This window comes from Niallia sp. XMNu-256, assembly GCF_036670015.1.
In the GTDB taxonomy this organism is placed as follows: Bacteria; Bacillota; Bacilli; order Bacillales; family Cytobacillaceae; genus Bacillus_BD.
Genome location: NZ_CP137636.1, coordinates 1 through 14,278 on the forward strand (window position 1 = coordinate 1; position 14,278 = coordinate 14,278).

9 protein-coding genes and 1 rRNA gene are annotated in these 14,278 nt (G+C 39.8%); all 10 read left to right on the forward strand.

Annotation, left to right across the window (positions count from 1 at the left end; all coding sequences use genetic code 11):
• The 10 genes from dnaA to R4Z10_RS00050 all read left to right on the forward strand — a co-directional run bounded on the left by dnaA (nucleotide 1) and on the right by R4Z10_RS00050 (nucleotide 14,198).
• Entirely contained in the window at nucleotides 1–1,347 is a 1,347-nt protein-coding gene (gene dnaA, locus R4Z10_RS00005; protein WP_338471233.1) for a chromosomal replication initiator protein DnaA, read from the forward strand.
• 216 nt (nucleotides 1,348–1,563) lie between these two features.
• Nucleotides 1,564–2,700, forward strand: coding sequence for a DNA polymerase III subunit beta (dnaN, locus tag R4Z10_RS00010; RefSeq protein WP_338471234.1), 1,137 nt, complete (start codon nucleotides 1,564–1,566; stop codon nucleotides 2,698–2,700).
• 190 nt (nucleotides 2,701–2,890) lie between these two features.
• Complete coding sequence (yaaA, locus tag R4Z10_RS00015; protein ID WP_338471235.1) at nucleotides 2,891–3,109, forward strand: S4 domain-containing protein YaaA; 219 nt, start codon at nucleotides 2,891–2,893, stop codon at nucleotides 3,107–3,109.
• 124 nt (nucleotides 3,110–3,233) lie between these two features.
• Entirely contained in the window at nucleotides 3,234–4,352 is a 1,119-nt protein-coding gene (gene recF / locus R4Z10_RS00020; RefSeq protein ID WP_338471236.1) for a DNA replication/repair protein RecF, read from the forward strand.
• 9 nt (nucleotides 4,353–4,361) lie between these two features.
• A complete protein-coding gene (locus R4Z10_RS00025) occupies nucleotides 4,362–4,607 on the forward strand; it encodes an extracellular matrix/biofilm biosynthesis regulator RemA family protein (RefSeq protein ID WP_338471237.1) in 246 nt (81 codons plus the stop codon).
• Between the two features lie 130 nt (nucleotides 4,608–4,737).
• Entirely contained in the window at nucleotides 4,738–6,666 is a 1,929-nt protein-coding gene (gene gyrB, locus R4Z10_RS00030; RefSeq protein WP_338473300.1) for a DNA topoisomerase (ATP-hydrolyzing) subunit B, read from the forward strand.
• Nucleotides 6,667–6,732: 66 nt separating this feature from the next.
• Nucleotides 6,733–9,336 (forward strand): DNA gyrase subunit A, encoded by a 2,604-nt coding sequence (gene gyrA / locus R4Z10_RS00035; protein WP_338471238.1) that lies wholly within the window; start codon nucleotides 6,733–6,735, stop codon nucleotides 9,334–9,336.
• Between the two features lie 586 nt (nucleotides 9,337–9,922).
• On the forward strand, nucleotides 9,923–11,185 hold the full coding sequence (gene ltrA / locus R4Z10_RS00040) for a group II intron reverse transcriptase/maturase (protein ID WP_338471239.1): 1,263 nt from the start codon (nucleotides 9,923–9,925) through the stop codon (nucleotides 11,183–11,185).
• A gap of 145 nt (nucleotides 11,186–11,330) precedes the next feature.
• A complete protein-coding gene (locus R4Z10_RS00045) occupies nucleotides 11,331–12,407 on the forward strand; it encodes an HD-GYP domain-containing protein (protein ID WP_338471240.1) in 1,077 nt (358 codons plus the stop codon).
• Nucleotides 12,408–12,648: 241 nt separating this feature from the next.
• Nucleotides 12,649–14,198 (forward strand): 16S ribosomal RNA (locus R4Z10_RS00050).
• The last annotated feature ends 80 nt before the right edge of the window (nucleotides 14,199–14,278 follow it).

A 14,278-nucleotide genomic window follows, 5' to 3' on the forward strand; every position in this document is an offset into this window, starting at 1 on the left:
TTGGAAAATATTGAGGATCTTTGGAATAGTATCTTGGCCAATGTTGAGAAGAAGGTTAGTAAACCAAGCTTTGATACCTGGCTAAAAGCTACTAAGGCTCATTCCCTTCAAGGAAATTCTTTAGTTGTCACAGCTCCTAATGAATTTGCTAGAGATTGGTTAGAGGAACGTTACTCTCCGCTCATTTCAGGGGCTTTATTTGAAATTACAGGAGAGGAGTTTGGCGTTAAATTCATCATTCCTCAAAGTGAATCCGACAGCAAAAGTGAAGTGTCTGGACCGCCAAAGATACAAAAAAGAGAAGAAAACCATGCGGAATTTCATGGGAATATGTTAAACAAAAAAAATACATTTGATACTTTTGTCATCGGCTCGGGAAATCGCTTTGCCCATGCTGCATCATTAGCTGTAGCAGAAGCACCAGCCAAAGCTTATAATCCACTATTTATCTATGGTGGTGTTGGTCTTGGTAAAACCCATTTAATGCACGCGATCGGACATTATGTACTATCACACAATCCATCAGCTAAAGTGGTCTATCTTTCTTCAGAGAAATTTACAAATGAATTTATTAACTCAATCCGTGATAACACAGCTGAAGAATTTCGGAACAAATACCGTAGCGTAGATATCCTTTTAATAGATGATATTCAATTCTTAGCTGGAAAAGAATCGACTCAAGAGGAATTTTTCCATACTTTTAATACTCTTCATGAGGAAAGCAAACAAATTGTGATCTCAAGTGACCGGCCACCAAGGGAAATTCCTACTTTGGAAGAGCGTTTACGTTCACGATTTGAATGGGGCCTAATCACGGACATAACGCCGCCTGATTTAGAAACGAGAATCGCTATTTTACGCAAAAAGGCTAAGGCTGACGGGTTAGATATTCCAAATGAGGTCATGTTATATATTGCAAATCAAATTGATTCCAACATTCGTGAATTAGAAGGCGCTCTTATTCGAGTTGTCGCCTATTCTTCATTAGTAAACAAAGATATAAATGCAGATTTAGCAGCGGAAGCTTTAAAAAATATTATCCCTAGCTCTAAACCAAAAATTATTACGATTCCTGACATTCAGCGAGTGGTTGGTGAACATTACCACATCAAATTGGAAGATTTCAAAGCGAAAAAGAGAACAAAATCAATCGCATTTCCGAGGCAAATCGCTATGTATCTATCAAGAGAATTAACGGATCTATCCCTACCAAAAATTGGGGAAGAATTTGGTGGACGGGACCATACAACCGTTATACATGCTCATGAAAAAATATCTAAAATGTTACAAACGGATACTCAATTGCAACGAGAGTTAAAAGACATTCAAGATGAACTAAAGGTCTAAATACGTATAGTGGATTTACTAGTCTAGCAGACTAACAAATGAACAACCTTGTGTATAACTTTTTCAGATCCATTCACAGCTTATCCACATGTGTACAACCTGTATTTCATTGTCTTTTGTAATGGTTATCCACAAATTCACAGGCCCTATTACTATTACTTCTATTTTTTATTAAAAATAATTAATATATATATATCCAAAATTGGAGGATCAGAAATGAGGTTTATCATCCAAAGAGATCACTTAGTACAAAGTGTTCAAGATGTTATGAAGGCAGTAACAAGCAGAACAACGATTCCAATCCTAACGGGTATTAAAATTGTTGCAACTGAAGAAGGCGTAACCTTAACAGGTAGCGATTCAGATATATCGATTGAATCTTTTATTCCAAAAGAAGAAGATGACAAAGAAATTGTTGAAATTAAACAACCCGGTGCCATTATATTACAAGCCCGCTTTTTTAGTGAGATGGTCAAGAAACTCCCTTCTGACTTTGTAGAAATTGAAGTTCAAAACCATTTACAAACCGTCATTCGTTCGGGCAACTCTGAATTTGATTTAATTGGACTTGATGCTGAGGAATATCCACAATTGCCTCAAATTGAAGCTGAAAATGTATTTAAGATTCCGACTGATTTACTTAAGGCCATGATTCGCCAGACCTCTTTCGCAGTGTCCACCTCAGAAACACGCCCGATCTTGACAGGTGTAAACTGGAAGGTTGAAAAAAATGAATTACACTGTATTGCAACAGATAGTCATCGTTTGGCTTTAAGAAAAGCTAAAATCGAAATGGAGACTCCGGCAAACTACAATGTGGTAATTCCTGGGAAAAGTTTAAATGAGCTGAGTAAAATTCTAGCTGATAATAACGAACCAGTAGAAATCGTTATTACTCAAAATCAAGTTCTTTTTAAGGCGAAACATTTGTTATTTTTCTCAAGGTTATTGGAGGGAAATTATCCTGATACGTCGAGATTAATTCCGAATGAAAGTAAAACAGATATTACCTTGCATACGAAGGAATTTTTACAAGCGATTGATCGTGCCTCTTTATTGGCTAGAGAAGGACGAAATAATGTTGTAAAACTATCAACAATCGGAGACAATATGATCGAGATATCCTCTAATACTCCAGAGGTTGGGAAGGTAATAGAAGAATTAAAAGGCATTTCTATTAGCGGAGAGGAATTAAAGATTTCATTTAGCGCAAAGTATATGATGGACGCTTTGAAGGCCATTGAAGGAAATGAAATTAACATACTCTTTACTGGCGCTATGCGGCCATTCGTTATTTATCCCATTCACGATGATTCGACCCTTCAATTAATCCTACCTGTTCGAACTTATTAAAAATAAAAAAAACAATACCATACAATTTATAACTTTCTTGTTATATAAATCCTTAAAAGCTGCCGTTTTTTACGGTAGCTTTTCAATTAGAATGGTAATTTAGGGGATCTGCTCTGATTTCCTTTGTATCTAGTTCATAAATTTAGTAAAATAAAGTATTGAATGTCATTTCTAATCGGAGTGAAAAAATATGAAAAAAATTAACATTGGTACTGAGTACATTACGTTAGGCCAATTTTTACAGATCGCTGACATCATTTCTACAGGTGGAATGGCGAAGTGGTTTTTAAGTGAGTATGAAATTATTATTAACGGGGAACAAGACCAAAGACGAGGAAGAAAGCTTCGCAATGGTGACAAAGTTGAAGTAGAAGGGCATGGCTCCTACCTTGTTGTTGGAAATGAGTAAAAATCAGATACGAAATTTATACAATCTATCATAACTGTAGTGATTACTAGTCAATTGCTATAGCAACCCCTTTTCATTGGTTCAGTTGACTACCAAGAAAAAGCGGGATTAAAGGATGAAGATCATGTTTATTAAAGAGCTAGAGCTAAAAGATTATCGAAACTATGAAAAATTACAGGTTTCATTTGAAAATAAAGTAAATGTATTCCTTGGTGAAAATGCTCAAGGGAAGACCAACATTATGGAATCGATCTATGTACTGGCAATGGCTAAGTCTCATCGAACATCAAATGATAAAGAACTTATCTTATGGGACCGGGAATATGCTAAAATAGAGGGTAGAATACAAAAAAACAATGGATCCATCCCTCTCGAACTCCTGATCTCAAAAAAGGGAAAAAAGGCAAAATTCAATCATATTGAGCAAAAAAAACTTAGTCAATATGTTGGAAATATGAATGTCGTTATGTTTGCTCCTGAAGATTTATCACTTGTAAAAGGCAGTCCACAAGTAAGGCGTCGTTTTATTGATATGGAAATCGGGCAAATTTCTCCTGTCTATTTATACGATGTCGGACAATTAAATAAAGTGATACAACAACGTAATCGCTACTTAAAACAAATGCAGCTTAAACAGCAAAAGGATCAAACGATGCTTGATATTTTAACAGAGCAGTTTATTGCATTAGCGGTAAAAGTCATTGCAAAGCGGTTTGAGTTTATCGAGTTACTGCAAAACTGGGCACTTCCTATCCATAAAGGCATTTCTCGCGAGCTAGAAGAGCTCAAAATTAGATATAAACCATCTGTAGAGGTATCAGAAGACCAAGATTTGTCGAAAATGATTACTATCTATGAAAATAAATATAGTCAAATGAAAGAGAAGGAAATTGAACGAGGAAGTACGCAATTTGGTCCGCAACGAGATGATCTATTATTTTATGTCAATGACCGTGAAGTTCAAACTTATGGTTCACAAGGACAACAAAGAACAACAGCTCTATCAATTAAACTTGCTGAAATTGAGTTAATATATGCTGAAATTGGAGAATATCCTATCCTTCTACTAGATGATGTTCTATCTGAGTTAGATGATCATCGTCAGTCCCACTTACTCAATACCATTCAAGACAAAGTCCAAACCTTTGTAACAACAACAAGTGTGGACGGAATCAATCACGAGACACTGAAGGGGGCAACTACATTTTTTGTGAAAAATGGTACATTAGAACAGGTTCAGTGAGGTGAAATTGTGTATTTAGATTTTGGAGTGGAACAATTGATCCATGATAAAGAGATCGTTGCCATTATTGATAAAAAGAGCATCGAATCATCAACAGATCTGAATGATTTTTTAAAACAGTATGAAAATCATTCAGTCCACCAATCAAAAGGAACGTTCAAATCAATCATTATTACAAATAATCATATTTATTTTTCCCCCTTCACATCTAATACATTAAAAAAGAGATTAGGAAAACCGTCTTTATTTGAATAGATTCTGCTGAAGACAATGAGCCTAGATAGCTAATGGTTAATTCTGTTAATAAATAATCATTTACCATGTTGCTTATGGTTCTTTTTATAAATGGCGTTATGAAAGTCAAAGGAAAGTGTGGGTGACTGATATGGCAATGGAGCAAAATAATTCTCCTGAACAAACATATGGTGCCGATCAAATTCAAGTGTTAGAGGGTCTAGAAGCAGTTCGAAAGAGACCCGGGATGTATATTGGTTCAACAAGTGCAAGAGGCCTTCACCATTTAGTATGGGAAATTGTTGACAATAGTATTGATGAAGCTCTCGCAGGCTATTGTACGGAGATAAATGTCATCATTGAAGAGGATAATAGCATTACCGTTACAGATAATGGCCGAGGGATTCCTGTTGGAATTCAGGAAAAAACAGGCCGTCCTGCTGTTGAAACGATATTGACTGTCCTTCATGCAGGAGGAAAATTTGGCGGTGGAGGATACAAAGTATCTGGAGGATTACATGGTGTAGGTGCCTCCGTTGTTAATGCTCTTTCCTCCCAATTAGAAGTAACTGTTCATCGTGAAGGTCATATTCATTATCAAAAATTTGAAAGAGGCGTTCCTGTCGAAGATTTAAAGGTTATTGGCGACACGGATAAGACAGGTACGATTATTCAATTTAAACCAGATACCGAGATTTTTACAGAAACAATCACTTATGATTATGAAACGCTTTCGGTAAGAATTCGGGAATTAGCTTTCTTGAATCGAGGACTACTTCTTTCAATTGAGGATAAACGTGAGGAAAATAAGAGATCAGAATACCATTACGAAGGTGGCATTAAGTCTTATGTAGAACATCTGAACAGAACGAAAGAAGTTCTTCATGAAGAACCGATTTACATTGAAGGCGAAAAAGATGGGATCGCAGTAGAAGTTTCCATGCAATACAATGACAGCTATACAGGCTACATTTATTCATATGCGAACAATATCCATACTCATGAAGGTGGTACCCACGAGTCAGGCTTTAAAACAGCCTTAACAAGGGTTATTAATGATTATGCCCGGAAGAGCAATCTGATTAAAGATAACGAAACGAACCTTTCTGGAGAAGATGTTAGGGAAGGTTTAATCGCAATTGTATCAATTAAGCATCCAGATCCACAATTTGAAGGACAAACAAAGACAAAACTTGGCAATTCAGAGGTCCGTGCGATCACAGACTCCCTGTTTGCTGAGCACTTTGAAAAGTTCTTATTTGAAAACCCTTCAGTCGGTAGGAAAATTGTTGAAAAGGGGCTTATGGCTGCAAGAGCGAGAATGGCCGCTAAAAAGGCTCGTGAATTAACAAGAAGAAAAAGTGCTCTTGAAGTATCAAGTTTGCCCGGGAAATTAGCGGATTGTTCTTCCAAGGATCCTTCCATTAGTGAAATATATATCGTTGAGGGAGATTCAGCGGGTGGTTCTGCAAAGCAAGGACGAGACAGACATTTCCAAGCAATTCTGCCTTTAAGGGGGAAAATTTTAAACGTTGAAAAGGCAAGGCTCGATCGAATCCTTTCAAACAATGAGGTAAGAGCCATGATTACGGCAGCCGGTACAGGAATCGGAGAAGACTTTGATATTACAAAAGCTAGATATCATAAAATCGTTATCATGACAGATGCTGATGTTGACGGTGCTCATATCCGAACTCTTCTCTTGACCTTCTTTTACCGATATATGAGAAAAATCATTGAGGCTGGCTATATTTACATTGCCCAACCGCCATTGTATAAAGTCCAACAAGGGAAAAAAGTTCAATATGCCTACAACGAAAAACAATTAGACGAGATTATGGCGGCTTTGCCAGCAACACCAAAACCAAACATTCAGCGATATAAAGGGTTAGGGGAGATGAACCCAGAGCAGTTGTGGGAAACAACGATGAACCCTGAAAATCGAACGCTTCTCCAAGTAACTCTAGACGACGCCATTGAGGCAGACGAAACCTTTGAAATGCTTATGGGTGAAAAGGTAGAGCCACGTCGCCATTTTATCGAAGAGAACGCATTATATGTGAAAAATTTAGATATATAAGTTAGATCAGAAATATGAAGTTGTACCCAGAAACGATGTGTTCGTTTCAATAAGGGAGGTTTTAATATGGCTGATAATCCACAGTCTAATATTAAAGAAATTAACATTAGCCAAGAAATGCGAAGCTCGTTTTTAGATTATGCGATGAGTGTAATTGTTTCCCGTGCACTTCCAGATGTACGGGATGGATTGAAACCCGTTCATCGACGTGTGCTATATGCGATGCATGATCTTGGGATCCACTCAGATAAACCACATAAAAAGTCAGCCCGTATTGTCGGAGACGTCATTGGTAAGTACCATCCCCATGGAGACCAAGCGGTATATGAAACAATGGTTAGGATGGCACAAGACTTTAACCAGCGCTATATTCTTGTCGACGGCCATGGAAACTTCGGGTCTGTTGATGGGGACTCAGCGGCGGCGATGCGTTATACCGAAGCGCGGATGTCCAAAATTTCAATGGAATTATTAAGAGATATTAACAAGGATACGATTGATTATCAACCAAACTATGATGGAGAAGAAAAGGAACCGGTCGTTTTGCCATCGCGTTTTCCAAACTTGCTTGTCAATGGTTCGTCAGGGATTGCGGTTGGGATGGCTACAAATATCCCACCACATCAGTTAGGTGAGGTAATAGATGGCGTTCTTGCCGTCAGTCAGGACCCTGAAATAACAATCGAAGAATTGATGGAAATCATTCCTGGCCCTGATTTTCCAACAGCTGCGTTAATTCTCGGAAGAAGCGGGATTAGAAAAGCATACGAAACAGGTCGCGGTAGCATCAAGTTACGTGCAAAGGCTGAAATTGAAACAAAATCAAATGGTAGGGAAACGATTATTGTTCATGAGATCCCTTATCAGGTAAATAAAGCAAAATTGATTGAACGAATTGCTGAACTCGTGAGAGAGAAAAAAATTGATGGAATTACAGACTTACGTGACGAGTCCGATCGTCGTGGAATGCGGATTGTCATAGAGGTTCGTAGGGACGCTAACGCCAACGTCATTCTAAATAATCTTTATAAACAAACAGCCATGCAGACAACTTTTGGAGTTAACTTGCTTGCCCTTGTAAACGGGGAACCAAAGGTCTTGAACTTGAAAGAATGTCTTGTTCATTACCTTGATCACCAAAGGGTAATTATTCGGAGACGAACCGAGTTTGAGTTACGAAAAGCGGAGGCAAGGGCTCATATTTTAGAAGGGTTGCGAATCGCTCTCGATCATATCGATGAGATTATTACCTTAATTCGAAGCTCACGTACGACAGACGAAGCACGAGAAGGTTTGATGACCAACTTCAATTTATCTGAAAAACAAGCCCAAGCCATTTTAGATATGCGTTTACAACGTTTAACAGGCTTGGAAAGAGAGAAAATTGAGGAAGAATATCAAGAACTTGTAAAATTAATCGCTGAGTTAAAAGCAATCCTAGCAGATGAAGAAAAAGTTCTTGAGATCATCCGTGAGGAATTAACGGAAATTAAAGAACGATTCAATGATGAAAGAAGAACGGAAATTGTTTCAGGTGGTCTTGAAGATATTGAGGATGAGGATTTAATTCCTGTAGAAAATATCGTCATCACCTTAACTCATAATGGTTATATTAAGCGACTTCCAGCTTCAACCTATCGTTCTCAAAAACGTGGGGGTCGAGGCATACAAGGAATGGGGACAAATGAAGATGATTTTGTTGAGCATTTAATCACATTGTCTACCCATGACACGGTCCTATATTTTACAAATAAAGGGAAAGTCTATCGTACAAAGGGTTATGAGATTCCTGAATATGGCCGTACATCAAAGGGGCTTCCGATTATTAACTTGTTAGGAATTGAAAAAGATGAATGGGTCAATACCATTATTCCGATCTCTGAATACAAGGATGATTGGTATTTATTCTTTACAACAAAGCATGGAATATCCAAACGTTCTCCAATTGCCTCTTTCTTAAATATCCGAAACAGCGGATTAATTGCCGTTAATTTACGCGAAGATGACGAGTTAATCTCTGTTCGCTTAACAGATGGAACGAAAGATATGATTATCGGAACGAAAAATGGTCTCTTAATTCGTTTCCATGAAACAGATGTACGTTCTATGGGAAGAACTGCAACTGGGGTTAAAGGCATAACGCTCGATAAGAGTGATGAAGTAGTTGGAATGGAAGTACTTGATGAGGGTGCAGAAATCCTTATTGTTACTGAAAATGGATATGGTAAACGTACACCTGAGCATGAATACCGTGTACAAAACCGAGGCGGTAAAGGGATTAAAACAAGTAACGTCACAGAAAAGACCGGAACCCTTGTTGGAATGAAGGTTGTAAAAGGTGAAGAAGATATTATGCTTATTACAACTCGAGGTGTTCTAATTAGAATGGACGTAAATGATATTTCCTCTTTAGGCAGAAATACACAAGGGGTAAGACTGATTCGACTTGACTCAGGCGAAAACGAGCGTGTCGCAACCATTGCCAAGGTAGAGAAGGAAGAGAAGATGGATGAGTCGGATTTAGATGAATCTGATGGTCATTCGGAAGATCATCATTCAGAATCAGAACTAGGCTCGGAACCTAATTCGGAACCTAATTCAGAACTAAATTCAAATTCAGAAGTAGAGCAAAAAGAGCAAGACAATCAGACTGAAGATGATGAAGAATAGATAAAGAAGCGCTACTTTTGTAGCGCTTCTTTTGTATGTGCGCCCGGCATGGGTGTAATCTCTAGGGTGAGAGTCCCGAGCCATGAAGGCAGAAGTAGTGGTTAGCTTAACGCAAGGGTGTCTGTGGTGACGCGGAATCTGAAGGAAGCGAGCGGCAAACTTCCGGTCTGAGGAACACGAACTTCATATAAGGCTAGATATTATTGGATGAGTCTGCATAACAAGACAAAGTCCTTTCTGCCGAAGGTAATATCGAGTAAATGAAGCAGATAGATGGAAGGAAAGATTACATTCTTACCCGGGGAGGTCTGATGGATATGTGAAGTACCCTTCATAACCTGCTTAGTGATAAGCAGCTGAACCACCAGAAGTCAGCTGAGGTCATAGTACAAATCGGTCTAGAACGATTCGGAAGGACTAAACAATTAAGAAAGAATAGCCCTTGGCATTCAGTGAGTTACGATGAACACAGAAAACGTAGTACCTCACTTGAGGAAGGAAACGGTGAATTCCGTGGGGGACCTCTCGGAGGGTGGAGTGACCACTGGCATAAGAAGAACAGCTATTCACGGAAGGAAGAATAACGATGCTTTTGAATCAAATCCTGTCACGGAAGAGTATGCTTCTAGCATTGAAACGAGTAGAACAGAATAAAGGAAGCCATGGAGTAGATATGATGCCCGTACAAAACCTACGTCAGCACTTAGTCGAAAATTGGGTTTCTATTAGAGGGGCAATTCTCAAGGGTACCTATGAACCAATGCCTGTCCGAAGAGTCGAAATCCCGAAACCTGATGGCGGTGTTCGGTTATTAGGCATCCCAACTGTGACAGACCGTTTGATTCAACAAGCAATTGCCCAAATATTATCGAAGATATATGACCCGATGTTCTCGGAACACAGTTACGGCTTTCGTCCGAACCGAAGTGCCCACGATGCAGTTAGGAAAGCAAAGGGATATATCAAAGATGGATATAGATGGGTAGTAGACATGGACCTAGAGAAGTTCTTTGATAAGGTGAATCATGATAGACTCATGAACACATTAGCGAAAAGAATCGAAGATAAACCACTATTGAAACTCATCCGTAAATACTTACAAGCTGGTGTCTTGATAAATGGAGTGGTTTCTAGTGCGGAACAAGGTACACCACAAGGTGGACCGTTGAGTCCACTGCTTTCTAATATCGTGCTAGATGAACTAGATAAAGAGTTAGAAGCCAGAGGACATAAATTCGTTCGCTACGCAGATGACTGTAATATTTACATTAAATCGAAACGAGCAGGAGAACGAACAATGAACAGTATTCAACGATTCATTGAGAAGAAGCTCCGTCTGAAGGTAAATGAAAAGAAATCAGCAATAGACCGTCCGTGGAAACGAAAGTTTCTAGGCTTCAGCTTTACGAGTTCAAAGGAACCAAAGGTTCGTATCGCAAAAGACAGCCTAAAGAGATTGAAGAATAAAGTACGAAAACTTACTTCAAGAAAGATGTCCTACCCAATGGAATATCGGGTTGAGAAACTGAACCAGTATTTAATAGGGTGGTGTGGATATTTTGCGTTAGCTGATACGAAAACTGTTTTCAGAGAATTAGATGGTTGGGTTCGAAGAAGGCTTCGCATGTGTTTATGGAAAAATTGGAAGAACCCCAGAACAAAGATACGCAATCTTATAAAACTAGGTGTTCCAGAATGGAAAGCTTATGAATGGGGAAATAGCCGGAAAGGTTATTGGCGTATCTCGAATAGCCCAATATTAAGTAAAGCCCTCAATAACTCCTATTGGAGTAACCAAGGGCTTAAAAGTCTACAAACTCGTTATGAATTCTTGCGTCAATTATCTTAATTGAACCGCCGTATACGGATCCGTACGTACGGTGGTGTGAGAGGTCGGAGGTTAATCACCTCCTCCTACTCGATTATCTATTGAAGTTGTCCACAATTTGGAAGTAAAATGGAGTTAATGATATTCCTTTGAGGGTGAAAAAGAGATGCGCGTAAAAACAACGGAGCTAATAGAAGGATGTATTCTATCCGAAGATATTTATAATAAAACAAGTAGACCTATTATGAAAAAAAATACCGTATTGACGAATGATTTGATTGAAGTTCTTACATTGTTCATGCAAACGAGTGTAGAAGTGAATCCGACCCTTGTTATAGGCGGGCCTTTTCAGCCTGCAAACATTTTACTTGATAAGGATTCTTCACAAGGATTGGAGGTCTATGAGTTTCCTACATTATTTTTGGAGGCCACAAAGGAGTTCAAAAAACATTTTCTATTATGGCAGTCTGGCTTACCAATTGATATTTCTAAATTGAGAATGATCCTCTTACCTTTATTAGAAAGGTCCTTGGTAAACTCATCAGAAATTTTCTATTTACATCATTTATCAACAAAGGAAGAATATCTGTATCAGCACTCATTAGCGGTAGGCCTCTTATCCGGCTTTATTGCTAAAGGGCTTAACTACTCTCAAGGTGAGGTTGTACAAACGGCATTAGCTGGTCTATTTGCTGACTGCGGAATGGCTAAAGTAAGACCAGGAATATTACAAAAAAAGGCAGCACTAACGGCCCAAGAGCTCTCAGAAGTAAAGAATCATATAAAATATAGCTATTTACTCGTTCAAAACATTTCCACTCTAAAGGAAGGCACAAAAGTGGCTATATTTCAACATCATGAACGATTAGATGGTAGTGGATATCCAATGGGATTAAAAAATAATAAAATACAAGACGTAGCAAAAATTATTGCAGTCGCTGATACATATCATGCAATGACGTCTGAACGGACCTATCGAAAAAAGCAGTCACCATTTAAAGTATTGGAGTTAATGCGCCAAGACCAATTTGGAAAATTTGATGTACAGGCTTTAATGGTATTGAGTTCAGGCCTAATTAATTTTACAAAGGGTAGTAAAGTAAAACTTTCAAATGGCCAGCTGGGAGAGATCTTATTTATCTCAGATAAATCTCCTACTCGTCCTCTAATAAAACTATATGATACCGGTGAGATGATTAATTTAGAAAAAGATCGAGAATTGCATGTAGAAGAAATTATATAAAAATAGGGTTTGATTATCTTTTTATGACCCTGTTAAAATTTGATAAAGCATTATAAGCTAATCAATTACAATGTTTATTAATGAAAATAACTTTTTGGTGTTGACAATACTTATTATTAAATGCTATATTATAAAAGTCGCCTCTAAGCGATGAAATAATTGCTCTTTGAAAACTGAACAACAAACGTCAACGTTAATTCAGTTACTATATGTAACAAACTTTATGAGCTATTCAAACACTTTATTGGAGAGTTTGATCCTGGCTCAGGACGAACGCTGGCGGCGTGCCTAATACATGCAAGTCGAGCGAACTTGCGGGAGCTTGCTCCCAAAAGTTAGCGGCGGACGGGTGAGTAACACGTGGGCAACCTGCCTGTAAGACTGGGATAACTTCGGGAAACCGGAGCTAATACCGGATAATTCTTATCAACTCATGTTGGTAAGCTAAAAGACGGCGTAAGCTGTCACTTACAGATGGGCCCGCGGCGCATTAGCTAGTTGGTGAGGTAATGGCTCACCAAGGCAACGATGCGTAGCCGACCTGAGAGGGTGATCGGCCACACTGGGACTGAGACACGGCCCAGACTCCTACGGGAGGCAGCAGTAGGGAATCTTCCGCAATGGACGAAAGTCTGACGGAGCAACGCCGCGTGAGTGATGAAGGTTTTCGGATCGTAAAACTCTGTTGTTAGGGAAGAACAAGTACGAGAGTAACTGCTCGTACCTTGACGGTACCTAACCAGAAAGCCACGGCTAACTACGTGCCAGCAGCCGCGGTAATACGTAGGTGGCAAGCGTTGTCCGGAATTATTGGGCGTAAAGCGCGCGCAGGCGGTCCTTTAAGTCTGATGTGAAAGCCCACGGCTCAACCGTGGAGGGTCATTGGAAACTGGGGGACTTGAGTGCAGGAGAGAAGAGTGGAATTCCACGTGTAGCGGTGAAATGCGTAGAGATGTGGAGGAACACCAGTGGCGAAGGCGACTCTTTGGCCTGTAACTGACGCTGAGGCGCGAAAGCGTGGGGAGCAAACAGGATTAGATACCCTGGTAGTCCACGCCGTAAACGATGAGTGCTAAGTGTTAGAGGGTTTCCGCCCTTTAGTGCTGCAGCAAACGCATTAAGCACTCCGCCTGGGGAGTACGGCCGCAAGGCTGAAACTCAAAGGAATTGACGGGGACCCGCACAAGCGGTGGAGCATGTGGTTTAATTCGAAGCAACGCGAAGAACCTTACCAGGTCTTGACATCCTCTGACAATCCTAGAGATAGGACCTTCCCCTTCGGGGGACAGAGTGACAGGTGGTGCATGGTTGTCGTCAGCTCGTGTCGTGAGATGTTGGGTTAAGTCCCGCAACGAGCGCAACCCTTGTCCTTAGTTGCCAGCATTCAGTTGGGCACTCTAAGGAGACTGCCGGTGACAAACCGGAGGAAGGTGGGGATGACGTCAAATCATCATGCCCCTTATGACCTGGGCTACACACGTGCTACAATGGATGGTACAAAGGGCTGCGAGACCGCGAGGTTTAGCCAATCCCATAAAACCATTCTCAGTTCGGATTGTAGGCTGCAACTCGCCTACATGAAGCCGGAATCGCTAGTAATCGCGGATCAGAATGCCGCGGTGAATACGTTCCCGGGTCTTGTACACACCGCCCGTCACACCACGAGAGTTTGTAACACCCGAAGTCGGTGGGGTAACCGCAAGGAGCCAGCCGCCTAAGGTGGGACAGATGATTGGGGTGAAGTCGTAACAAGGTAGCCGTATCGGAAGGTGCGGCTGGATCACCTCCTTTCTAAGGATATTTACGGAACATCTCCTTTGGAGATGAAGTTGATTGTTTGTTGTTCAGTTTTGAAGGAGTAATACCTAATT

Excerpts from the sequence above, each read along its gene's own strand:
- dnaN (WP_338471234.1), top strand. The coding sequence starts at position 1,564 with ATGAGGTTTATCATCCAAAGAGATCACTTAGTACAAAGTGTTCAAGAT.
- yaaA (WP_338471235.1), top strand. The coding sequence starts at position 2,891 with ATGAAAAAAATTAACATTGGTACTGAGTACATTACGTTAGGCCAATTT.
- recF (WP_338471236.1), top strand. The coding sequence starts at position 3,234 with ATGTTTATTAAAGAGCTAGAGCTAAAAGATTATCGAAACTATGAAAAA.
- gyrB (WP_338473300.1), top strand. The coding sequence starts at position 4,738 with ATGGCAATGGAGCAAAATAATTCTCCTGAACAAACATATGGTGCCGAT.
- gyrA (WP_338471238.1), top strand. The coding sequence starts at position 6,733 with ATGGCTGATAATCCACAGTCTAATATTAAAGAAATTAACATTAGCCAA.
- ltrA (WP_338471239.1), top strand. The coding sequence starts at position 9,923 with ATGCTTTTGAATCAAATCCTGTCACGGAAGAGTATGCTTCTAGCATTG.
- R4Z10_RS00045 (WP_338471240.1), top strand. The coding sequence starts at position 11,331 with ATGCGCGTAAAAACAACGGAGCTAATAGAAGGATGTATTCTATCCGAA.